General features: G+C 42.8%; 25 protein-coding genes. 24 read left to right on the top strand and 1 reads right to left on the bottom strand.

All coding sequences use genetic code 11. The annotated features are described in order from the left end of the window. Nucleotide 1 precedes the first annotated feature (1 nt). The 13 genes from PGR14_RS10420 (at nt 2) to PGR14_RS10360 (ending at nt 9,427) form a co-directional block, all read left to right on the top strand. Nucleotides 2-1,309 carry a bifunctional folylpolyglutamate synthase/dihydrofolate synthase gene (locus PGR14_RS10420; protein WP_055261109.1) on the top strand — a complete coding sequence of 436 codons (1,308 nt, stop codon included), beginning with the start codon at nt 2-4 and terminating at the stop codon, nt 1,307-1,309. Continuing rightward, nucleotides 1,302-1,436, top strand: a complete 135-nt coding sequence (locus tag PGR14_RS10415; protein ID WP_022220983.1) for a hypothetical protein — start codon at nt 1,302-1,304, stop codon at nt 1,434-1,436. Before PGR14_RS10420 ends, PGR14_RS10415 begins: the two co-directional genes overlap by 8 nt. Nucleotides 1,437-1,447: 11 nt before the next feature. Further along, nucleotides 1,448-2,818, top strand: a complete 1,371-nt coding sequence (locus tag PGR14_RS10410) for a tetratricopeptide repeat protein (protein ID WP_022220982.1) — start codon at nt 1,448-1,450, stop codon at nt 2,816-2,818. Nucleotides 2,819-3,011: 193 nt separating this feature from the next. Further along, nucleotides 3,012-3,326 (top strand): STAS domain-containing protein, encoded by a 315-nt coding sequence (locus tag PGR14_RS10405; protein WP_008372950.1) that lies wholly within the window; start codon nt 3,012-3,014, stop codon nt 3,324-3,326. Continuing rightward, nucleotides 3,326-3,796, top strand: a complete 471-nt coding sequence (gene spoIIAB / locus PGR14_RS10400) for an anti-sigma F factor (protein WP_008372952.1) — start codon at nt 3,326-3,328, stop codon at nt 3,794-3,796. The genes PGR14_RS10405 and spoIIAB overlap by 1 nt, the downstream gene beginning before the upstream one ends. After that, a complete protein-coding gene (sigF, locus tag PGR14_RS10395) occupies nt 3,775-4,494 on the top strand; it encodes an RNA polymerase sporulation sigma factor SigF (protein ID WP_008372953.1) in 720 nt (239 codons plus the stop codon). The genes spoIIAB and sigF overlap by 22 nt, the downstream gene beginning before the upstream one ends. Before the next feature lie 74 nt (nt 4,495-4,568). After that, nucleotides 4,569-4,751, top strand: coding sequence for a hypothetical protein (locus tag PGR14_RS10390; protein ID WP_044999057.1), 183 nt, complete (start codon nt 4,569-4,571; stop codon nt 4,749-4,751). Continuing rightward, nucleotides 4,735-5,370 carry a stage V sporulation protein AA gene (locus tag PGR14_RS10385; protein ID WP_022220981.1) on the top strand — a complete coding sequence of 212 codons (636 nt, stop codon included), beginning with the start codon at nt 4,735-4,737 and terminating at the stop codon, nt 5,368-5,370. The genes PGR14_RS10390 and PGR14_RS10385 overlap by 17 nt, the downstream gene beginning before the upstream one ends. Continuing rightward, a complete protein-coding gene (locus PGR14_RS10380) occupies nt 5,360-5,776 on the top strand; it encodes a stage V sporulation protein AB (RefSeq protein WP_022220980.1) in 417 nt (138 codons plus the stop codon). The genes PGR14_RS10385 and PGR14_RS10380 overlap by 11 nt, the downstream gene beginning before the upstream one ends. 12 nt (nt 5,777-5,788) lie before the next feature. Further along, the gene (locus PGR14_RS10375) at nt 5,789-6,247 is read left to right on the top strand and encodes a SpoVA/SpoVAEb family sporulation membrane protein (RefSeq protein ID WP_008372960.1); all 459 of its coding nucleotides are present in this window, start codon (nt 5,789-5,791) and stop codon (nt 6,245-6,247) included. Between the two features lie 16 nt (nt 6,248-6,263). After that, nucleotides 6,264-7,274, top strand: a complete 1,011-nt coding sequence (gene spoVAD, locus PGR14_RS10370) for a stage V sporulation protein AD (protein ID WP_270223351.1) — start codon at nt 6,264-6,266, stop codon at nt 7,272-7,274. Between the two features lie 13 nt (nt 7,275-7,287). Next, entirely contained in the window at nt 7,288-7,644 is a 357-nt protein-coding gene (locus PGR14_RS10365) for a SpoVA/SpoVAEb family sporulation membrane protein (protein ID WP_022220978.1), read from the top strand. Nucleotides 7,645-7,792: 148 nt separating this feature from the next. Then, nucleotides 7,793-9,427: a Na/Pi cotransporter family protein gene (locus PGR14_RS10360; RefSeq protein WP_173685561.1), complete on the top strand. Its 1,635-nt coding sequence runs from the start codon at nt 7,793-7,795 to the stop codon at nt 9,425-9,427. Between the two features lie 84 nt (nt 9,428-9,511). Here PGR14_RS10360 and PGR14_RS10355 read toward each other — a convergent pair whose 3' ends face one another. Further along, nucleotides 9,512-10,537 (bottom strand): LacI family DNA-binding transcriptional regulator, encoded by a 1,026-nt coding sequence (locus PGR14_RS10355; RefSeq protein ID WP_173692321.1) that lies wholly within the window; start codon nt 10,535-10,537, stop codon nt 9,512-9,514. A gap of 213 nt (nt 10,538-10,750) precedes the next feature. Between PGR14_RS10355 and PGR14_RS10350 the strand changes: the two genes are divergently transcribed. From PGR14_RS10350 to PGR14_RS10305, 11 genes are all read left to right on the top strand, one after another. Then, nucleotides 10,751-11,689, top strand: a complete 939-nt coding sequence (locus tag PGR14_RS10350; RefSeq protein ID WP_008372969.1) for an ABC transporter permease — start codon at nt 10,751-10,753, stop codon at nt 11,687-11,689. Nucleotides 11,690-11,701: 12 nt separating this feature from the next. Further along, nucleotides 11,702-12,598, top strand: coding sequence for a carbohydrate ABC transporter permease (locus PGR14_RS10345; RefSeq protein WP_008372970.1), 897 nt, complete (start codon nt 11,702-11,704; stop codon nt 12,596-12,598). Nucleotides 12,599-12,682: 84 nt separating this feature from the next. Beyond that, nucleotides 12,683-14,302: an ABC transporter substrate-binding protein gene (locus PGR14_RS10340; protein ID WP_147574850.1), complete on the top strand. Its 1,620-nt coding sequence runs from the start codon at nt 12,683-12,685 to the stop codon at nt 14,300-14,302. 13 nt (nt 14,303-14,315) lie between these two features. Beyond that, entirely contained in the window at nt 14,316-15,782 is a 1,467-nt protein-coding gene (locus PGR14_RS10335; RefSeq protein ID WP_008372974.1) for a glycoside hydrolase family 32 protein, read from the top strand. Between the two features lie 18 nt (nt 15,783-15,800). Then, a complete protein-coding gene (locus PGR14_RS10330; protein ID WP_173686497.1) occupies nt 15,801-16,757 on the top strand; it encodes a carbohydrate kinase family protein in 957 nt (318 codons plus the stop codon). 109 nt (nt 16,758-16,866) lie between these two features. Then, nucleotides 16,867-16,992 (top strand): dockerin type I domain-containing protein, encoded by a 126-nt coding sequence (locus PGR14_RS16400; protein WP_082421087.1) that lies wholly within the window; start codon nt 16,867-16,869, stop codon nt 16,990-16,992. 120 nt (nt 16,993-17,112) lie between these two features. Further along, the gene (locus PGR14_RS10325; RefSeq protein ID WP_270223350.1) at nt 17,113-18,087 is read left to right on the top strand and encodes an alpha/beta fold hydrolase; all 975 of its coding nucleotides are present in this window, start codon (nt 17,113-17,115) and stop codon (nt 18,085-18,087) included. A gap of 89 nt (nt 18,088-18,176) precedes the next feature. Continuing rightward, on the top strand, nt 18,177-18,665 hold the full coding sequence (locus PGR14_RS10320) for a zinc ribbon domain-containing protein (protein ID WP_270223349.1): 489 nt from the start codon (nt 18,177-18,179) through the stop codon (nt 18,663-18,665). Nucleotides 18,666-18,862: 197 nt separating this feature from the next. Further along, nucleotides 18,863-20,395 (top strand): sigma-70 family RNA polymerase sigma factor, encoded by a 1,533-nt coding sequence (locus PGR14_RS10315; protein ID WP_055261129.1) that lies wholly within the window; start codon nt 18,863-18,865, stop codon nt 20,393-20,395. 104 nt (nt 20,396-20,499) lie between these two features. Beyond that, nucleotides 20,500-21,048 carry a zinc ribbon domain-containing protein gene (locus tag PGR14_RS10310; RefSeq protein ID WP_270223348.1) on the top strand — a complete coding sequence of 183 codons (549 nt, stop codon included), beginning with the start codon at nt 20,500-20,502 and terminating at the stop codon, nt 21,046-21,048. Nucleotides 21,049-21,090: 42 nt separating this feature from the next. Then, entirely contained in the window at nt 21,091-21,900 is an 810-nt protein-coding gene (locus tag PGR14_RS10305; protein ID WP_270223347.1) for a hypothetical protein, read from the top strand. The last annotated feature ends 299 nt before the right edge of the window (nt 21,901-22,199 follow it).

The raw sequence follows: 22,199 nt of genomic DNA, 5'->3' as shown, positions 1-22,199 counted from the left end.
TGTGAAGTATGAAGAAGTAGTCCGATATATAGAGGACATACCAAAATTTACAAAGAAGCATACGCTTTTGCATACCCGTGAATTTATGAGAAGATTGGGGAATCCCTGCCAGGGAAGAAAGGTTCTTCATGTGGCAGGGACGAACGGAAAGGGAAGCGTCTGCGCATATATGCAGGCGATTCTTCTTTTTGAGGGAAAGCGTGTCGGATTTTTTACATCACCACATCTGGTGAAGCTCAACGAGCGGATCCGGATCAATGGAAAAGATATTGACGATGATACCTTCTGCCGGATTTTTGCAAAGGTGCGGCAGGTGGCAGAAGAACTGGAAAAGGAAGGGCTGGAACATCCTTCTTATTTTGAATTCCTGTATGGAATGGGTATGCTTGCATTTGAAGAGAATGATGCAGAGTATATTGTACTGGAGACAGGACTTGGAGGAAAGCTGGATGCGACTAATTCCTTCGAGCATCCGTTCCTGAGCGTGATCACATCGATCGGACTGGATCACACAGAGATCCTTGGAGATACGATTGAAAAGATTGCGGGAGAAAAAGCCGGAATCATCAAAAAAGGCGTACCGGTATTTTTTGACGGCTCTGATGAAAGAAGTAGTCGGGTTATAGAAGAAACTGCCGAAAATGTAGAAGCACCGTGGTATAAAATGGAAAAAGATGCGTTGAAAATTCAAGAAATTACAGACAAACATATTGCTTTTTCTATTTTGGATGAGTATGATAATAATACCGTATGGCAGGTGGCCAGCACCGGAATCTATCAGGTGATGAACGCAGCACTTGCAATCCGGGCGATGAGATATACATTTGGCGACAAGGCAGAAATCTGCAAATGGCAGAAGGTGGTTGCATCTGTTAAATGGCAGGGAAGAATGGAAGAGGTTCTTCCCGGAGTTATCTTTGACGGGGCGCATAATCTTGCGGCAATCCGTGAATTTACAAAGAGTATCCGGCTGCAAAGAGAGGCGGAAGGGGAAATCCATCCACTGATAATCCTTTTTTCAGCCGTTGCAGATAAGGATTACAGTCATATGATCGAGCTTTTATGCAAAGAATCGAAAGCAGATGCTTATGTCATTGCCAAAGTAGACAATAAAAGGGGAGCGCAGGCAGATACACTTGCCGCGTTGTTCCGGAAGTATACAGACAGACCGGTCTATCGGGAGGACACGCTTGCTGATGCATTTACACGTGCATTGAATGAAAAGGGCAGCGAAGGGAAACTTTACTGTCTGGGGTCGCTCTATCTGGTAGGGGAGTTAAAAGAACTGATAGGAGGAGAAGATGCTTAATTTTGAAGAAGAACTTAAGAAGTTCAAACCAAGTCTGGAAGTAGAAGATATCGAGAATGCAGTATATCAGGAGGATCTGTCTGATATGACAGATATCTTAAGAGAGATGATGGATCAGAAAAAATAGGGGAGATTTTGATGGACTATAAGCAGAAACTCGAGTACCAGTCGAACTACTGGTACAATGATGGACTGAAGAAAGCGCAGATCCGGGATCTGTCCGGGGCAATTGTGTCGTTAAAAAGAAGTTTGCAGTTTAACAGAGAAAATATCACAGCGAGGAATCTTCTCGGACTTGTCTATTATGGACGTGGAGAAGTAGCGGAGGCTCTTGTAGAGTGGATCATCAGTAAAAACTTCAGGGCTTCAGAGAATATTGCCAGCTACTATATCAGTAAGGTTCAGGATAATCCAAGTGAGCTGGAGAAAGTGAATCAGGCAGTTCACAAATACAACCAGTGTCTTGGATACTGCAGACAGAATGGAGAAGATCTTGCGATCATCCAGCTGAAAAAGGTGGTTGTGGCACATCCGTCTTTCCTGAAGGCATATCAGCTTCTGGCACTTCTTTATATGCATTCCGGACAGTATTCCAAAGCAAGACAGAGCCTGAAGACGGCACTCAAGCTGGATGTGACGAATGATATTACGCTCCGGTATATGCATGAGCTGAACCGTCAGCGGAATCGGCAGGTTGCACATATTAAAGAGGAAAAGCATGGCAGACAGTCGGTTGTCACATACAATCTGGGAAATGAGACGATCATCCAGCCTGCAGCAACACTGCGAGACAATGCGGCAGTGATGACAGTTGTCAATATTCTGATCGGTATGGTGGTTGGAGCGGCAGTGGTGTGGTTCCTGATCGCTCCGGCGGTAAACCAGACAAAGTCGTCTACAAAAAACCGGAATGTCATTGCACTAAGCGAGCAGATAGCTTCACAGAAGACACAGATCCAGACGCTTAAGGATGAACTGGAGGGATACCGTAACAGCAGTGATGAGGTAGAATCGGCAAAGCAGACTGCCGCATCCACACAGGACAGCTATGATGCCCTGGTCAAGGTATATCAGCAGTATTATGGCGGAACAACGAGCAATGCGGATATGGCAGATACGTTGCTTGGACTGAACAGGGATTCGTTGGGAGAAGAGGGACAGAAAATCTACGATTCGATCTCCGGTTCCGTGTTCCCGCGAGTATGTGTGAGCCTGTATTCGACCGCGCAGTATGAAGTGCAGAGTGGAAATTATGATGATGCCATTTCGGATCTTGAAAAGATCCAGAAGATGGATGACTCTTATAGTGATGGTGGTGTGTACAAGCTTCTTGGAGACGCGTATGCCGGTAAAGGTGATAAGGACAATGCAAAGAGCAATTACGAAAAAGCAGCGACCGATTATCCGGGAACACAGGCAGCATATTCGGCACAGAGCGCACTGGATGCAATGGGATCAGATGGAACTTCGGAGAATACTTCCGGTGGAACAGGCACCCAGGGACAATAAAATATAAAAGGCACAAAAGAGAAAGTAGCGAAAAAAGGCGTTACTTTCTCTTTTGTTTTATAGGAAATTCCGAAGGAACTTCCTATAAAACAAAAGGCACTATGTGCCGTAAATGCGCACTCTTTTTATAAATCCATCAAGGCTATTGGCGTATTTGTATAAATAAAAAAGACAGAAAGGGGTTTAAGCAAAAATGCAGTATCAGATCAAAGAAAATTGTCTTACGATTTTTCTTCCGGCGGAGGTGGATCATCACAATGCGGAGGAGATTAAACGGGAGGCGGATAAGGTGATCGAGGAGCAACATATCAAATATGTGATCTTTGATTTTGGAAGAACGAATTTTATGGACAGTTCCGGGATTGGAGTGATCATGGGACGGTACCGGCATATCTTTCTTCTTGGCGGGGAAGTATGGGCGATACATACAAGTGAACGGATGCGGCAGATTCTGAATATGTCCGGCGTGACGAAGATCATACAGATTTATGAGGAGGGAATGATGTAATGGAATATTTTAACGAGATGGAAGTAGTTTTTGACAGCAGATCGGAGAATGAGGGATTTGCAAGGGTGGCAGTGGCTGCGTTTATGACGCAGATGGATCCGGTTCTGGAGGAAGTGGCAGACGTGAAGACAGCGGTCTCTGAAGCAGTGACAAACAGCATTATTCATGGATATGAGGGACGGACGTCCGGAAAGATCACGGTCTGGTGCGGGATTGAAAAAGATAAGAAGACCATTCTAGTCACAGTGAAGGATCAGGGCATCGGTATCGAAAACGTGGAGCAGGCGATGGAGCCACTCTATACGACCAGGCCGGATATGGATCGGTCCGGGATGGGATTTGCATTTATGGAAGCATTTATGGATGAAGTACAGGTGGAATCTGTGCCTGGAAAAGGGACTACGGTTTGGATGAAGAAAACGACAGGAGGGGAAAAGAAGGAAGCTGTATGGACCACACAATCGCATTGATCAGACGGGCTCACGAAGGGGATGAAAATGCGAGGGCACAGCTTGTGGAGGAAAACACCGGTCTGATCTGGTGTGTGGTGAAAAGATTTTACGGACGGGGCACAGAGGCAGAGGATTTATTTCAGATCGGAAGCATCGGGCTTTTAAAAGCGATCGATAAGTTTGATCTGGGCTATGATGTGAAATTTTCTACCTATGCAGTTCCGATGATCACGGGAGAAATAAAGCGTTTCCTACGTGATGATGGGATGTTGAAGGTCAGCCGTTCCTTAAAAGAGATTGCGTATAAAGCATATCAGGCAAAGGAGGCGCTCACGGAAAAGCTTGGAAGAGAACCGCTGCTGGAAGAAATTGCGGAAGAAACGGGTGTGGAAAAAGAGGAGCTGGTGATGGCGATGGAGGCAGCAGGAGAAGTGGAATCGCTTCACAGACCGGTCGGTATGAAAGATGGAAATGAAGTAATGCTGCTGGAAAAGATTGCAGATACAGGCGGTGCAGAAGAAAAGATCCTGGATCATCTTCTGCTTACAGAGCTGATAAAAGAATTAAAAAAAGACGAGAGAAAGCTTCTGTATCTGCGCTATTTTGCAGATAAGACGCAGACAGAAATCGGCGAAGAGCTTGGAATTTCACAGGTGCAGGTATCCCGGATGGAGAAAAAGATCCTGAAAACCATGCGGGAACACGCAAAAGAATAAAAGGATGTATGTTTTCTGGAAAAACAGGGATACTATTTCCTATCTGAAACAGATCACAAAGGAGGCGGATGCGATTGGAAAGAAGAAAAAAATATATCTGGGGCTGTGTTCTTTGTGCCCTGCTGACAGCTGTTCTGATCGGAATGATCTACTATTATAATGATGTCCGGGGGACAGACCAGGTAAGTGAAGGAACGCTGATCTGGCAGGCGCTACCGGTAAAAGAAAGGACGGATACAGATGTCTTCGGGAAATGAAATACTTTATATCAAAGGGGAAAAGAATACCGAGGTGAAAGAACCAAATGTGACATTGGGAGATATCCTGACAATGGAATGCAGCAATTCTTCCATCATGAACAGGATTAAACCACTGCGGATCCTGAAAATCCCGAAAAAAGAACAGCACAGATATGTGGTGTCTGTTCTGAAAATCATAGAATGTATCCATCGGGAAATTCCCGGACTACAGATTCAGAACGAAGGAGAAAGTGACCTGATCATTACCTATGAAGGGGAGAAAAAACGAAATGCTATCTGGCAGGGAATTAAAGTGGTTGTAGTTGCGGGAATCACATTTATCGGAGCAGCATTTTCCATCATGGCATTTAATAATGATGTGTCGGTGACAAAGATGTTTTCCCGGATTTATCTGCTTCTTACCGGAGAAGAATCGAATGGATTTACCCTGATAGAGCTGACTTACTGCATCGGGCTGATCGTAGGGATCCTGATTTTCTTCAATCATTTAGGAAGAAAGAAATTTACAGCAGATCCGACGCCGATGGAAGTGGAAATGCGTTTGTATGAAAATGATATTCAGGAAACTTTGATCGAAGCTTATGCGAGAAAGGAAAAAGAAGTCGATGTGGATTAGGCAGATTCTGGTGGCGGTGGTTGGTCTTGCATCCGGATTTGCAGTCGCGGCAGGACTGTTTTCATTTATTATCGGACTTGGCGTAGTGTCAGATTTTGCAGACCGGACACATACCGGGAAGCATGTCATGCTGTATGAAAACTGCATTATGGCAGGTGGGATCCTTGGAAATATTTTCTGGGTATACGGGCTCGCAATGCCTGGCGGCAAATGGATCGTTCCGGTGTTTGGACTTTTTTCCGGAATTTTTGTTGGTTGCTGGTCAATGGCACTTGCGGAAATCCTGAATATTTTTCCGATTTTTATCCGGAGGATCAAAATTCTGAAATGTGTGCCATGGCTGATTTTTGGGATGGCGCTTGGAAAAAGCCTTGGAGCACTTCTGTTTTTCTATAAAAGATGGTAACTGGAGGAGAAAATGAAGCAACAAGAGAAAGAAAAAGAGTATGAAACATATGTAAAAGAGAAAACACCGGTCAGGAAGCCTGGACCTGCGATGGCAAAAGCATTCGTGACCGGCGGGATCATCTGTACGATTGGACAGACGATCTTAAATGCGTGCGAAAAGGCGGGAATGTCAAAGGATATTTCTGCAAGCTGGTGTTCACTGATCCTGATCCTGGCAAGTGTGGTGCTGACCGGATTTGGAATCTATCCGAAGATCGCGAACTGGGGAGGAGCGGGAGCACTGGTGCCGATCACCGGATTTGCCAATTCCGTTGCGGCGCCGGCAATTGAATACAAAAAAGAAGGGCAGGTTTTCGGAATTGGCTGCAAGATATTTACGATCGCAGGACCTGTGATCCTGTACGGAGTTTTCACCAGCTGGGTTCTGGGACTGCTCTACTGGATTGGGACGCTGATCGGAATTGTGTGAGCAAGGAGGGATGGACATGAATGTGATGAAAGGGACGCAGAGTATTGCATTTTCGGAAAGTCCGTATCTGGTAAGCGCCGGATCGGTTGCCGGAAAAAAAGAAGGAGAAGGACCACTTGGAAAATATTTTGATATTGCATCGGAGGATGACCTTTTTGGAGAGAAAACCTGGGAGCTTGCAGAAGGAACAATGCAGAAGCTTGCGTGTAAGCTGGCATTGAAAAATGCGGGAGTACAGCCGGAGGAGGTACGCTATCTCTTTGGCGGTGATCTTTTAAGACAGGGAATTGCTACATCGATGGGGGCAGAAGAACTTCAGATCCCGGTGTTTGGTCTTTTCGGCGCATGTTCCACATCCGGAGAGGCACTTGCCCTTGCTGCAATGACTGTGGCGGCAGGCTATGGAGATCTGGTGCTTGCTGCAACATCGAGTCATTTTGGAAGTGCAGAAAAAGAATTTCGTTTTCCACTTGGCTATGCGAATCAGAGACCACTTTCTTCTACCTGGACAGTGACAGGAAGCGGAGCCTTTCTGGTAGGAAAAAAGAAAAGCCGGGTGCGGATCAGTGGAGTGACGATTGGGAAAATTGTGGATTATGGGCTGAAGGATTCACAGAATATGGGAGCGTGTATGGCACCGGCAGCGTGTGATACGATTTTGCAGAATCTTATGGATTTTGGAAGGGGTGAAAAGGATTACGACCGGATCATTACCGGAGACCTGGGCTATGTGGGACAATCGATTTTATTTGATCTGCTTCGTAAGAAAGGGCTGGATATCAAAGAAAATCATATGGACTGCGGAATGACGATCTTCGATCAGCAGACACAGCATACCAATTCCGGTGGAAGCGGCTGCGGCTGCGCGGCGATCACTCTTGCAGCATATATTATGCCACAGCTGATATCGGGGGAGTGGAAAAGGATCCTTTTTGTACCAACGGGGGCGCTGATGTCGACGGTCAGCTTCAATGAAGGAGAAAGCGTTCCGGGAATTGCACATGGAATTGTGCTGGAACATTGTTAAAGGAGGAAAGAAAATGGACTATATCAATGCATTCTGGGTAGGAGGACTCATCTGTGCACTGGCGCAGATTCTGCTTGACCGGACGAAAATGATGCCGGGAAGAGTCATGGTAAGCCTGGTGGTACTTGGCTGCATTCTTGGTTTTGTACAGATATTTAAACCACTGCAGGAGTATGCGGGGGCGGGCGTGAGCGTGCCACTGCTCGGTTTTGGAAATACTTTATGGAACGGGGTAAAAGAGGCAGTCGACAAGGAAGGATTTATCGGAATTTTTCTTGGAGGATTCAAGGCAAGTGCGGCAGGAATCAGCGGCGCATTGATTTTTGGGTACATTGCATCATGGATATTTGAACCAAAGATGAAGGGGTAATGGGAATAATTTTCGTCAGAACTACGAAAGAAAATTTATTGTACAGGGAGAAAAATGATGTTAAGATGAAATCGTGGCTGTGTAAATGGCCTGTAAAATAAGAATCAAAGTGAAAAAGAAAAAGTACATAAGAGGAGATAACACGACTATGAAGTACACAAGTATCATTATTCCGTTTGTCGGAGGCCTTGGTATGTTCATTTATGGAATGCAGATCATGGCACAGGGGCTGGAGAATGCTGCCGGCAACCGGATGAAGTCATTGCTTGAAGCACTTACAAAGAATAAGTTCTTCGGCGTATTGCTTGGAGCGTTCATTACCGCAGTGATCCAGAGTTCATCTGCGACGACCGTCATGGTAGTCGGTTTTGTAAATGCCGGTATCATGAACCTTCAGCAGGCGATGGGAGTTATCATGGGTGCGAACATCGGTACAACAGTTACCGGATGGCTGGTATCCAGTGTGGAATGGGCCAAATTTTTAAGTCCGTCCAATCTGGCACCGGTTGCGATCATGATCGGTGTGATCATTATGCTGACCGGAAAGAGGCGTTCGACAAAAGATATCGCAAGTATTGTGGTTGGTTTCGGACTTTTATTTGTCGGGATTTCATCCATGTCCTCAGCGGTGGAACCACTGAAAGATAATGCAGCATTCTGCAATATTTTCGTATCACTGGGACACAATCCGTTTCTTGGAATTGTGGCGGGTGCAGCAGTTACGGCGATCATCCAGAGTTCATCTGCATCGGTCGGAATCCTGCAGAGCCTTGCAGCAGCAGGTCTTGTACCGTTTGGCGCAGCAATCTATATTATCATGGGACAGAATATCGGTACCTGCGTAACTGCAATCCTGTCCAGTGTGGGTGCAAAGAAAAATGCGAAAACCGCAGCGCTGATGCATCTGATCTTTAATATCATCGGAACGATCATTTTCAGTATTATTGCGATCGCATATCTGAGTATTGTGAATCCGGCATGGGCGCAGGGAAATATCACCCAGACACAGATCAGTATGGTGCATACGGTATTCAATATTGTGACAACCGTTCTGCTGTTCCCGGTTTCTGACTGGATCATCAAGCTTGCCAAGAAGATCGGACATGTGGAAGAAGAGGTACAGGATGAAAGTGTAGTCCTTCTGGATGACCGTATGCTGGAAACCCCTGGTATCGCGATTCAGTCAACCGTTTCCGAGCTTGTCCGAATGGGACATGTGGTTGCGGATTCTCTGGAGGTTGCAAGAAAAGTTATGTTCGAACGAAAAGAAGAACAGATTGCGTTCCTGAAGGAAGAAGAAAGCAAGGTAGACCGGTTAAGTGCCGGTATCACATCCTATGCGATCAAGCTGTCGACTCTGCAGATCAATGAACGTGAGCATGAAGAGGTGGCGCATATGCTCCAGATCGTGTCGGATATGGAACGTATCAGTGATTACTGCGAAAACATTTCTGAGTTCGCGGAATCACTGCTGGAAAAGCAGGTGGATTTCTCTGAGGTTGGAGTGGAACATCTGAACAAGATGCTGGATGTCTGCATTGCAAGTTATCTGTATGCGTTGGAAGCCTTTGAGTCCAATGATCGCGAAAGTGCGTTAAAGACCATCGAGAAAGAAACAGAGGCAGACGGGCTGGAGATTTCCCTCCGCGCAAAGCATATCAAGCGTCTTACCAACCAGCAGTGTAACACAGAAGCCGGAGTGGTATTCCTTGATTCTCTGGTATGCCTGGAAAGAATTTCCGACCATGCCAGAAATATTGCGGAAGAAGTGCTGGCGGAATAGAAGATAGGAAAATGCAAAAGTGCATGTGGCCTGACGGCTGCATGCACTTTTTTCGAATCGTTAAGAAATGGGAGTAATGCCGTATTAACTTGTTGTTTTTCTACGAATAAGTACAGGGGTAATTTGTTTATGAATGGGTATGGCAAGTGGTACAGGTTTTCGCTTTTTACGTTCTTCCATTTGCTGTACAAGCAGTTCCATGGAGGTTTTGGCAATCAGATCGATTTGCTGTCCAACGGTTGTGATTGGAAGGATAGCTTCACTTGCAATCGGAGAATTGTCAAACCCTACCAATTCGTATGTGTCAGGGAAATAACCATATTTTTGAAAAATAAGATTAAGAAACATATTGGCATAGGTATCATTTGCAAGAAAGATACCTTTCTTTTTATCAGCATATTTTTCGTCGATGTCCGTAAAAATACGATGCATTTGTGCAAAGATATCCTGATAAGAATCTCCGGCTACATTCAGATTCAGTTCATAAGGAACGTTATGTTCCTGACAGGTTTCTTTAAATGCTAGAATTCGTTTATATGCCGGTACAAAATCGGGAACATTGACATTGATATGAACCAGGATATCACATTTATCGCGGATCAGGAGATTTGTTGCCTGTAGTGCACCCATATAGTTGTCGGTTGTTACACTACAGATATACTTAGCTTCTCTTTCGATGGCAATGACTGGTATCTGATAAGATGCCAGCTTCTCAGAAGAAAGTGTATGACTCAATACAATAAGTCCTTCAATCTGATATGCCATAAGTTCATCAATATACTGTTCTTCTTCTTCCGGACCACGATCGCTGACAAAAACAAGAAACTTATAATGATAGTCTGAATAACTGGAAAGTAACTGCGTAAGCATCTCAGAATAATAGTGCAGATAGAGATTTGGTACAATAATACCGACAAATTCACTTTTTCCATTTGCTAAAACTTTTGCCAGTTTATTCTTTTTATATCCCAAAGCATCAAGTGCCTGTGATATTTTTTCCTGATTCTCAAGTGTCAGAGAATCAGGGTGATTAAAATATCTGGAAATTGTTGTTTTTGAAAAATTGGTATATTCAGCAATGTCAGCAAATGTAACTTGTTTCTTGGCCATAAGATCAATAGACTCCTTTAAAAATTCTTATTCATAGTATAGCAACTAAAAGTCGAAAAGGCAACTATAAAATAACCAGTTATGTAACCGGTAACTTTTGCGAACAAAAGCATTGACAGAGAGATTATTATATGGTACTATTCAGTTATAAAGTAACCGGTTACTTTACCGGTTATACAGCGAGAAGGACAAAGGGAATGGAGGAATAGTTGCATGAAAAGGATGCAGAAACAAACCAGGGCAATGGGAAAACGAACGATGGCAAGTAAGCTGGCTTATGTAAAGAAAAATTGGCAGTTATATGTGTTTTTCCTGATGCCGGCACTTATATTAACCATTATATTCAAGTATCTTCCAATGGGGGGACTGCTGATTGCGTTTGAAGATTATAACGTTATCAAGGGTGTATTTGGAAGTACATGGGTAGGACTTGAGTATTTTAAGCGGTTTTTATCTTCACCGGATTTTATGAATTACCTGCTTAATACATTGAAACTGAGCATTTATGGATTACTTTGGGGATTTCCGGTTCCGATCATCTTAGCTCTTTTACTTAACCAGATCCGCAAACAGGGGATCAAAAAGAAGATCCAGCTTTTGATCTATGCTCCAAACTTTGTGTCTGTTATTGTACTTTGCGGAATGGTCCGTATGTTTTTGTCACCGGTTGGACCTATGAATAAACTTTTGGGAATCAGCACGAACTGGATGACGATGCCTGCTGCATTTCGAACAATCTATATTGCAAGTGGAATCTGGCAGGGGGCCGGGTGGGCTTCGATCATGTATACTGCAGCACTATCGAATGCGAGCAAAGAACTGGAAGAAGCAGCACGTATGGATGGAGCAAATCTGCTGCAGCAGATCTGGTATGTAGAACTTCCGGCGATCAAAGACATTATTGTGATCCAGTTTATCTTACAGGCAGGAAATATTATGAGTATTGGTTTTGAAAAAGCATATGCGCTGCAGACAGATATGAACTTACCGGCATCTGAAATATTATCGACTTATGTATACCGGATCGGACTATTAAACGGAGATTATGGATATTCGACAGCAGTTGGACTGTTCAACTCTGTAATCAATGTGATTTTACTTATTTTTGTAAACTGGGTAGTAAAGAAGCTGAATGATGGTGAAGGATTATAGGAGGAACGTGAAATGAATGGAACAAAGAAAATCAAATATTCACGAACAGATCAAATCATTTTGGGAATTGCATATGTGTTCCTTGGGGTATTTGTTCTTTCAATTTTAATTCCGCTGATCTATGTAGTTCTGGCATCCTTTATGGATCCGACCGTATTAAATAACCAGGGATTAAGTTTTCATATAAAAGACTGGACGTTAGATGCATACCGGCGTGTGCTGGAAAATGATATGATCTGGCGGGGCTTTTTGAATTCTTTTTTGTATTCAATTGCATTTACCGCGATCTCCGTCTTTGTAACTTTACTTGCAGCGTATCCGATGTCAAAAAAGGAATTTGTAGGAAGAAAATTCTTTAATATAATCTTTCTGATCACAATGTTTTTTGGTGGCGGAATGATTCCGACTTTTATTTTGATCAATCAGCTGCACATGGTAAATACGATTTGGGCAATTTTAATCCCTGGTGCATTTAATGTCTGGAATATGATTCTTGCAAGAACCTATTACCAGTCTATTCCGAAAGAACTGCGTGAAGCATCCGCAATTGACGGAGCAACGGAAATCCAACATTTTTTCAAGGTTATGCTTCCGGTATGCAAACCGATTATCGCAGTACTGGCACTGTGGTCATTTGTTGGAATGTGGAACAGCTACTTTGATGCGATGATATATTTAAATGATGCAAACCTGCAGCCACTGCAGCTGGTTCTCAGATCGATCCTCGTTCAGAATACACCTCAGCCGGGAATGATCGCAGATATCCAGAGTACAGCAGAGATGGCAAAAGTAGCAGAACAGCTGAAATATGCAACTATCGTTGTGTCAAGTTTACCATTGCTGGTAATGTATCCATTCTTCCAGAAATACTTCGATAAAGGAATTATGGTTGGTTCTGTGAAGGGATAGTCAGAAAGGAAATATGCAGATATGTGGAAAAAAAATAGAAAAAGAGTGTTGGCATTAGGTTTGACATTTTCGATTATAATTGGGATGGCAGGATGTGGAAAAGAAGAGCAGATGAAGGCGGAAACCAATCCGGATACTCCGGTATCAGAGGTTCAGTTTCCACTGAAAGAAAAAGCTGAATTATCATTCATTACAAATGCTCCTGCAACATCAACGCAGAATCCGAATGAGCGTATCATTTTTAAGAGACTTGAAAAAGAGACAAACGTACATATCGATTGGACTTGTTTTGTGGCGGATCAGTTCTCGGATAAGAAGAACCTTGCGCTGGCTCAGTTCGGAAATCTTCCGGATGGGCTGTTTAATGCAGGAATGAGTGATTATGATCTGCTTCGTTATGCAAAGCAGGGAATCATTATCCCGCTTGAAAATCTGATCGATAAATATATGCCGAATCTGCAGGCTGTATTTGAAAAATATCCGGAGTACCGTACGATGTGTACCGCACCGGATGGTCACATTTATTCATTCCCGTGGATCGAGCAGCTTGGAGCTGGAAAGGAAGCAATTCAGGCGATTGGAGATATTCCATATATCAATAAGAAATGGCTTGATTATCTGGGATTGGAAGTACCAACTACAACAGATGAACTGGAACAGGTACTGATCGCATTCCGTGACCATGCAGATGATCTGAAGAAAGAATTCCAGATTGATGGTGATGTGATTCCGATGTCATTTATTATCAATAATGGAGATCAGGATCCGGCAATCCTGATCAATGGATTTGGGGAAGGATATGGAGACACAGGAGATCATTTTTCTGTAACGGATGATGGAGAGGTTATCTATACAACCGTTCAGGAGGGCTATAAAGAAGGCATTGAGTGGCTGCATAAACTGGTAACAGAGGATCTGGTGGATCCGGAAGCATTTACACAGGAATGGTCTACCTACGTGGCAAAAGGAAAAAATCACAGATATGGTCTCTGTTTTACCTGGGACATTGCCAATATTGATAATAATACGGATTATGTAATGCTTCCGGCACTGACAGGGCCGACCGGAGTGACAAACATTACGAGACAGAATAACAGTGAGACCAGTGGATTTGACCGGGGACGATGTGTATTGACGACCAGCTGCAAAGACACAGCACTTGCAGCTGCCTGGATCGATCAGATGTATGCACCGCTGCAGTCACCGCAGAACAACTGGGGAAGCTATGGAGAGAAAGATTCTTTCAATATTTTTGAGATGTCTACGAATGAAAACGGAGAAAAGATGTTGAAACATCTTGATCTTGGAGAGCAGTCACCGGTAGAAGTTCGTGAAGCACAGTCGGTTAATGGACCGCTTGCGGTACTCAATGAGTATTATGGTGTATATGTGACACAGCCGGAGGATGCAAAATGGCGTCTGGACAATATGCATGAAACATATCTGAAAGATATGAACAGCAAATATGTATATCCAAATGTATTCATGAGTATCGAAGATACCAATAAAGTGTCACAGTATGATACCGACATCAAAAAATATGCAGAGCAGAAGAAAGCCGACTGGATCTTAAATGGTGGAATCGAAAAAGAGTGGGATTCTTACCTTGATAAAATGGAAAAGTACGGACTTTCCGATTATCTGGCTATTAAACAGAAATATTTCGACCAGTACCAGAAATCGCTTTCAGAAGAGAATAAGTAGTAGGAGAAAATGCATGAGTGAGATGTTAGAAAAAGCAAGAAATTATGAGACAGAAAAACAAGTGTATGTAAAGAAAACGACCAAACCACTGTTCCATGTTACGGCACCGACCGGATGGATCAATGATCCGAATGGTTTTTCCGTATATGATGGGAAAATACATTTGTTCTATCAGTACAATCCATATCAGAGAGAGTGGGGACCAATGCATTGGGGACATAGTGTGACTGATGATATGGTCCGCTGGGAGCAGCTTCCGGCAGCGATTGCACCGGATCAGGAATATGATAAGGCAGGATGTTTTTCCGGAAGTGCGATCGAAGCAGATGGAAAGCATGTACTTGTATATACCGGAGTTACCAGAGTAAAGCAGGCAGATGGAAGTGAGCAGGAACGGCAGAATCAGTGTATTGCATTTGGTGATGGAAAAGATTATGTAAAGTATGAAAAGAATCCGGTTGTGACAGGTGAGATGCTTCCGGAAGGATGCAGCCGGATTGATTTCCGTGACCCGAAGATCTGGAAAGAAAACGATACCTATTATCTGATCGTTGGAAATAAGAATGATAATCAGGTTGGGCAAGTTGTGCTTTGTTCGAGCAAAAATCTGACAGACTGGAAATTTGAGACAATTCTGGCATCAAATGAAAATGGTGATATAGGAACGATGTGGGAATGCCCGGATTTCTTTGCTTTAAAAGACAAACATGTGCTGATCTGTTCGCCACAGGATATGAAGGCGCGGAAATATGAGTTTCACAATGGACATAATTCGGTGTATTTTTTGGGAGACTACGATGCAAACAGATGCAGATTCAGCAAAGAACAGCCGCATACACTTGATTATGGTATGGATTTCTATGCTCCACAGACAACAGAACTTCCGGATGGCAGACGGATCATGATCGCATGGATGAAATCATGGGATGCCTGTGTGATACCGAATTCGCAGGACTGGCAGGGAATGATGACATTTCCGAGAGAATTGGAGATAAAAGAAAACCGTATCTGGCAGAATCCGGTGAAAGAACTGGAAAATTATTATCAGAATCCATGTTGCTATGAACACACAGAAATCGAAGGCGAGACAGTGCTTGCAGGAGTAGAGGGACGCACAATTGATCTTACGGTGACACTGGAAGATGGAGAAAATACAATCTTTTCTATCAAACTGGCAGCAGATAGTGAGTATGAAACGAGTTATACCTATAATAAGGAAACCAGACTTCTGGAAATCGACCGTACATACTGCGGTGTTACAAAAGATGTGGTATGTGTACGAAAATTCAGAATTGAGGATCCGGCAGGGCTTAAAAAGATGCGTTTTATCCTGGATTATCATTCGATCGAACTTTTTATCAATGATGGACAGCAGACGGCGACCACTGCAATCTGTACGCCTCTGAATGCGAAAGATATTTATTTTTTCAGCGATAAGAAAATGACAATGAGTGTTGAAAAGCATGATATTATAATGTAAAAAGCAGGAGAATAAGAAATGGACGTAGTAGCTTTAGGGGAATTGCTGATTGACTTTACAGAAAATGGTATTAGTAGCCAGGGAAACCCATTGTTTGAGGCAAATCCGGGAGGGGCACCATGCAATGTTCTGGCAATGTTAACGAAGTTGGGACACAAAACGGCTTTTATTGGAAAAGTAGGAAATGATTTTTTTGGAAAGCAATTGGAAGATGCAATTAAAGAAATTGGAATCAATGTGACCGGTCTGAGAAAAGATGATAAAGTACATACGACATTGGCATTGGTTCATACTTATCCGGATGGTGACAGAGATTTCTCTTTTTATCGAAATCCGGGAGCGGATATGATGCTGACAGAAGAGGAAATTCCAGAGGAATTAATTCTTGAGACACGGATTTTTCATTTTGGAACCCTGTCTATGACACATGAGAAAGTACGCAGAGCGACAAAAAAAGCAGTTGCAATTGCAAAACAGGCTGGTGCGATCATTTCATTTGATCCTAATATACGTGAGCCACTGTGGAATTCAATGTATGAGGCAAGAGAGCAGGTATTGTATGGTCTGGGACAGTGTCATATCCTGAAAATTTCAGATAATGAAATTCAGTGGCTGACAGGAAAAAATGACTATACAGAGGCTGTAAAATGGATTAGGGAGAAATATGATATCCCGCTTATCCTGGTATCTATGGGAAAAGAAGGCAGTAGAGCTTATTATCAGGACAGGATGGTTGAAAAAGCGCCTTTTATAAACGAAAATACAATAGAAACAACTGGTGCCGGAGATACATTTTGTGCATGTGTTTTGCATTACATATGTAAACATGGACTAGAAAATCTGACTGAGAAAAATTTAAAGGAAATGCTGACTTATGCAAATGCTGCCGCATCAATTATCACAACACGTAAGGGAGCATTGCGGGTGATGCCACGACCGGAAGAAATTGAGGCATTGATTGCAGGACATCACTAAATGTGGAGAGAAAGGGGCTGTGAAAAAAGAATAGTCCCCCAAAAAAGAAGGGCCAAGAGTTTAGAATAAACTCAAGGTCTTTCTTTCTGTTATAATTAACTTGTGATGTATACGATATTTAAGCCAAAGGATATTCGAAAGTCATGCAGCGGATATCAATGGAGATGGAAACGTAACGATTACAGATTTAATGCGATTGCTGAATTATGTAAGTGGAAAAAGCGCAACTTTATAATTTTAAACAACTTTAAAGAACTGTATACAGAAATCCTATAGCAGAGAGTTCCCCTCTCTGCTATAATCATATCAGAAAATAAAAAGTACGAACCAAAATCTATCGGGGAGGTTATCACACATGCAGACACCTATTTTACAGGAAAGTAACTACAAAGAAGAAATGCAGACCATCGTAGAACCGTATCTTGTATCTATCGGAACGGAATTCTATCTGGAAAGACATGCAGGGCAGAAGATCCACTGTATGCATTATGTTCCGGAGAACCCACATGCGGTTGTGATGTTGTCACATGGATTTATTGAAAACGCGGAAAAATATAAGGAGATCGCCTATTATTTTGCAAAAGAAGGTTTTAGCGTATATCTTCCGGAGCACTGCGGACATGGCTTCAGCTATCGTCTGACAGAAGATGAATCCCTGGTGCATCTGGACAGCTTTGAACGTTATGTAGAGGACTTTATCTTTGTAACCAAGAAGGCAAAAGAGGACAATCCGGGGATGAAGATTTATCTGTACGGACATTCTATGGGAGGCGGAATTGCGGCAGCAGTTGCGGCAAGAGTACCGGAAATGTTTGAGAAGGTAATTCTGTCGTCACCGATGATCCGCCCACTGACCGGAGGGGTGCCGTGGCATGTGGCAAAGGCGATCGCAAAGACATCCTGCAAGGTGGGAAGGAACAAAAAATATGTAGTCGGTCAGAAGCCATACAAGGAGCCAGGAAAATTTGAAGAGAGCTGCTCCCTTTCCCGCCCGAGATTTGAGTATTATGAAGAAAAAAGGACGAAGGAAACCCATTATCATCTGAACGCACCGTCTTATGGATGGCTCGGAAATGCAATGCGTCTGAACCGGTATCTGGAAAAGACCGGATGGAAGAAGATCGAAGCACCTGTCATGCTCTTTTCGGCAGGCAAGGATAATCTGGTGTCGAATGCAGCGCAGGAACGTTTTGTGCGAAAACTAAACAAGAACAGACCGGAAAGTGCCGAGCTTGTGAAGTTCTCAGAGTCCAAACATGAGATATTCAATGCGGAAAATACGATTGCGGAAGAATATTGGAAGAAAGTGTTTGATTTTTTTGAATCATGATTTTTAAAGATTGTAAAGAAGCTGTAAATTGCTTATTGATAAATGCAAGAAAAGTGGTAAGATAAAATTTACAGAAAGGAATGAGACAAATGGGATTTTTTGATAATCTGAAAAGCAGCCTGGCAGAAACCGGTCAGGATTTATCACAGAAGGCAAAAGATACGACAGAGATTTTCCGCCTGACAAATTTAAATAAGACGAAAGAAAAAGAAATTGAAAAAGTCATTTATCAGATAGGCAGTACATATTATGCCAATTACAGAGATGAATGCATGGAAAAGATGCCGGAGCTTGCCACACAGATCAAGTCTCTGCAGGATGAGATCGCAGCCAATAAAGAGATGATTGAAAAATTATCGACAGAAGAGATCTGTCCGCAGTGTGGAAAAAAAGTGAATCCGGGAAGTAAATTCTGTATTTACTGTGGAGCGGCACTGGAAGCACCGGCAGAACAACCGGAGGAAAAGGCAGAAGTGAAAGTGTGCAAGGCCTGTGGAAAGCCACTGGAAGAGGGTGTTGTATTCTGTACAAACTGTGGAACAAAAATAGAAGACGATAAGACAACGGAGGAAAACTAGAAGGCAAAGCATCGAATGATGAAACGCAGGTCAGAATGTAAAAAAATGAAAGAGTATATGCAAAAAGCCGGATAGGAGTTGTTCTGTCCGGTTTTTTGTGTATACGATAAGCCGGATGCAGATTTGGGACTGCACATCAGCGAACTGTTAAGTTACAGGTAAAAGAACGACCGGATAATATACTGGAGGGCAGGAACATGTATTGCACCAGATGTGGGAAAGAAATCAGGAGTGACCAGAAGTTCTGCGGGAACTGTGGAGCGAAGAATGTCAATTATCAAGAAAAAAATAATCTGAAAGAGATAATAGAAAAAGCTGCCGCCGGAGAAGAGAACGCTCTGGAGACAATTTACAATCTGACTTATGTGCAAGGGTTTGCAATCGCACTTCAGATGGTGAAAAATGAGCAGGATGCAATGGATATCATGCAGGATGCCTATATTTCTGCATTCCGTAATTTGAAGCAGATTGAGGATCCAAAGCGGTTGAAAAGCTGGTTCAACTGCATTGTGGCAAACAAATGTAAAGACTGGCTGAAAAAGAAGAAGCCGCAGCTATTTTCTGATATACTGACAGGGGATGATGACCGGGAATTTGAAGATACAATTGCAGATGAGAATCTGACATTTTCACCGGAAGAGTCCGTGGATTATGCAGAGACAAAGCGATTGATGAAAGAAATTCTGGACGGTCTGCCAGAAGATCAGAAGCTGTGTGTGCTGATGTATTATTATGAGGAATTGTCGGTTTCAGACATTGCAGATGCACTTGGATGTTCGACCGGAACAGTAAAGAGCAGACTGAATTATGCCCGGAAAAAGATCAGAAATGATGTAGAAGAACTGGAAAGAAAAGGAACAAAATTATACAGCGTAGCGCCGCTTCCGTTTATACTCTGGATGCTCAGAGAGGGCGAGCAGACGATATCGGTGCCTGGTTCATTTGGGAAAGAACTGGTGAGACAGGGTGCCGGCATCGTAAAAAGCGGAAGTGCACCCACAAGCGGAAATACCGGTTCGGGTAAAAGTGGAATCAGGAAGACAGATCCGGTAAAGAACGGGCAGGCAGCAGGCAGAAAGATAGTAAAGAGTGCGGCAGGAAAAGCGGCAGGGAAAATCATCGGTACAAAGGCTGTTGCCGGAGCTGTAGGAGCGGCAGTGATCGGCGGAGGTGCTGTTGCGGGATATCATATCCACCAGGCAAAAGAGCAGAAAGTTACCAAAGAAGAATGGCAGGCGGCTTACAAAGACTGGGTTGGAAAGTGGAGTGATGACACAAGGTTTGAACTCTTTGACATGAATGGAGATGATGTACCCGAGATCGTGCGGGTTGGATCCTGCATGGCGGATGGTGCGACCGTAGCGACCTGTACACCGGATGGAATCCGGGAAGAAGAGATCTACCGGATCGGGATGTGGTATATTCCGGGCGGCAATGTACTGGACAACAATGACGGAAATATGGGTGTTTTTTATGACCGCGTTTTTGAAATCAAAGATGGGGAATGGTTACAGATCGGCGATGGCGAATGTAGAATGGAAGATAATACGAATCCGGAGTATGATGAAAACGGAGACTATGTTTTCCGGTATAAATGGGATGGAAAAGAAGTCACAAATAAGAAATATGAAAAGAAATTAAAGAAATTGTTTGGAAACAGAAAGCCGGAAGCACTGGGCAATGAAGCTGTTTCATACCATGAGATCATCAACCAGATCAGTCATTATTAAAAAAATAAAAATTTTTTCTTGTTTTTAAAACCAAACTAGATTTTGACTCGTCTTAATAATATAAACGAGAAAAATATAGCATACAGAAAGGATGTAAAAGAGATATGAGGTGCAAAAATTGTGGAACTGAGAATCCAGATGGTTCAAGATTCTGTGCAACATGCGGAAAACCACTGGAACAGGAAGAACCTGCTAAAAATGTAGCAGAACAGAAAGAAGAGGCTGTCCAGAATGCAGAAGAGCAGAAAGAAGAGGTCGCCCAGAATACAGAAGAGACGCTAACAAGTACAGCAGAAACAAAATCACTCACACATAAAAAATCAAGAGGACTGAACAAGTTCCTGATCGGTCTGGCATGTGCGGTTATCGTTGTAGTGATCGCAGCAGGGCTTTTGATATCGCGTGCAAGAAGAACAATCGATCTGAACAAGTATGTCACCTTTGAAACAACAGGATATAACGGATATGGAAATGTATATCCGCAGATCGACTGGGAGAAGATTCAGAAAAAATATGATTCCAGACTGAAGTTTACAAAAGAATTTGAGGAACAGTATGGAAAAAATACAGATTCCATATCACCGGTAGCGGTACTGCAGTCCTATGTTAGTGTGGAAATGAAATCGGACAGCAATCTTTCCAACAAAGATTAAGTCAAATACAACTGGAATGTCAATAAAGATTATGCAAAATATGTGAAATGCAACCTGAAATATAAAAATAAAACCTATAAAGTCAAAGGGCTGGAAGAGGTTAAGACATTTGATGCATTCAAAGACCTGCAGGTATCATTTAACGGAATAAGCCCGGGAGGAGCCGTTTCATTTGATTATACAGGATCTGATCTTACATCTGCCGATTTTCAGACAGATGCATCAAATGGAACATTGGCAAACGGAGACAAGATTAAAGTATATCTGGATAAATCTATGGCAGACAGCTATGCCGCCAACATAGGAAAGCTGCCGGAAAAATGGGAAAAAGAATATACCGTAAAAGGACTGTGGTATTATATCACATCAGCCAGTGACATCGATGATGATACAATGCAGCAAATGAAGGACCGGGCGGAACAGGAATACAATGATCATGTGGAGAGCAGCTGGGTAGATTCCGAATCTCTGGAGAGCCTTACTTATATGGGAGATTATCTGCTGGAGCCTGTTGTGGGCAATGGAAATGAACTGTATCTTATTTATCATGTAAAAGTACGGGATCAGTACAGTAATGATGATGGATCTTATGACAAGGTGAATGATGTTTACTGGTATATGCATTATGGAACAATTCTTGCAGACGGGGAAGGAAATACAGATATTGATCTGTCTGACTATGGAACACCTGGAAATTTCTTTAAGATCAAGACTGATGCAAAGACAGATGGTATTTCCAGCATGGTATGGAAATATTATGGATACCCGACACTGGATGATCTGTACGCAGATGTTGTGGGCGATAATGCCGATTACTCTTTGGTGGAGGATGCGGTAGACAATACAAAATAGAAGCCTTTGGCGAAAAAGAAGGTGGACTATGAAATGGGACGAATGGTTGAAAAAGATCATTAAAGAGATAACGTCAGATTATACGATTTCAGAAGAAACCTCAAAAAGCTTTTTTGAAGAGCTGATGCAATTGCGAAGAAAAAATAAAGTATTAAGGTAGTTGAACTTTAGAAGATGTTTCTATAAGAAAGATCAAGTGTATAATATAGAGTTGAAAGAAACAGTTCGATTGGAGATAAAATGTTTTCCAATCGAACTGTTTTTCTATGAATAATAAAATATTAATAGTTGTGAAAAAC

Origin of the sequence: Coprococcus sp. AF99-45, assembly GCF_027663865.1 — a bacterium.
GTDB lineage: Bacteria > Bacillota > Clostridia > Lachnospirales > Lachnospiraceae > Allocoprococcus > Allocoprococcus comes.
The sequence above is the reverse complement of the archived record's forward strand: the minus strand, read 5'-3'. Positions and strand labels throughout refer to the sequence as shown.

Bases quoted from the DNA above. Each gene is read 5' to 3' on its own strand.
- spoVAD (WP_270223351.1), top strand. From the start codon at position 6,264: ATGAATGTGATGAAAGGGACGCAGAGTATTGCATTTTCGGAAAGTCCG.
- PGR14_RS10405 (WP_008372950.1), top strand. From the start codon at position 3,012: ATGCAGTATCAGATCAAAGAAAATTGTCTTACGATTTTTCTTCCGGCG.
- PGR14_RS10355 (WP_173692321.1), bottom strand. From the start codon at position 10,537: ATGGCCAAGAAACAAGTTACATTTGCTGACATTGCTGAATATACCAAT.
- spoIIAB (WP_008372952.1), top strand. From the start codon at position 3,326: ATGGAATATTTTAACGAGATGGAAGTAGTTTTTGACAGCAGATCGGAG.
- PGR14_RS10375 (WP_008372960.1), top strand. From the start codon at position 5,789: ATGAAGCAACAAGAGAAAGAAAAAGAGTATGAAACATATGTAAAAGAG.
- PGR14_RS10330 (WP_173686497.1), top strand. From the start codon at position 15,801: ATGGACGTAGTAGCTTTAGGGGAATTGCTGATTGACTTTACAGAAAAT.
- sigF (WP_008372953.1), top strand. From the start codon at position 3,775: ATGGACCACACAATCGCATTGATCAGACGGGCTCACGAAGGGGATGAA.
- PGR14_RS10310 (WP_270223348.1), top strand. From the start codon at position 20,500: ATGAGGTGCAAAAATTGTGGAACTGAGAATCCAGATGGTTCAAGATTC.
- PGR14_RS10345 (WP_008372970.1), top strand. From the start codon at position 11,702: ATGAATGGAACAAAGAAAATCAAATATTCACGAACAGATCAAATCATT.
- PGR14_RS10340 (WP_147574850.1), top strand. From the start codon at position 12,683: ATGGCAGGATGTGGAAAAGAAGAGCAGATGAAGGCGGAAACCAATCCG.
- PGR14_RS10410 (WP_022220982.1), top strand. From the start codon at position 1,448: ATGGACTATAAGCAGAAACTCGAGTACCAGTCGAACTACTGGTACAAT.
- PGR14_RS10335 (WP_008372974.1), top strand. From the start codon at position 14,316: ATGAGTGAGATGTTAGAAAAAGCAAGAAATTATGAGACAGAAAAACAA.
- PGR14_RS10315 (WP_055261129.1), top strand. From the start codon at position 18,863: ATGTATTGCACCAGATGTGGGAAAGAAATCAGGAGTGACCAGAAGTTC.
- PGR14_RS10380 (WP_022220980.1), top strand. From the start codon at position 5,360: ATGTGGATTAGGCAGATTCTGGTGGCGGTGGTTGGTCTTGCATCCGGA.
- PGR14_RS10325 (WP_270223350.1), top strand. From the start codon at position 17,113: ATGCAGACACCTATTTTACAGGAAAGTAACTACAAAGAAGAAATGCAG.
- PGR14_RS10320 (WP_270223349.1), top strand. From the start codon at position 18,177: ATGGGATTTTTTGATAATCTGAAAAGCAGCCTGGCAGAAACCGGTCAG.
- PGR14_RS10385 (WP_022220981.1), top strand. From the start codon at position 4,735: ATGTCTTCGGGAAATGAAATACTTTATATCAAAGGGGAAAAGAATACC.
- PGR14_RS10360 (WP_173685561.1), top strand. From the start codon at position 7,793: ATGAAGTACACAAGTATCATTATTCCGTTTGTCGGAGGCCTTGGTATG.
- PGR14_RS10415 (WP_022220983.1), top strand. From the start codon at position 1,302: ATGCTTAATTTTGAAGAAGAACTTAAGAAGTTCAAACCAAGTCTGGAA.
- PGR14_RS10350 (WP_008372969.1), top strand. From the start codon at position 10,751: ATGAAAAGGATGCAGAAACAAACCAGGGCAATGGGAAAACGAACGATG.
- PGR14_RS10365 (WP_022220978.1), top strand. From the start codon at position 7,288: ATGGACTATATCAATGCATTCTGGGTAGGAGGACTCATCTGTGCACTG.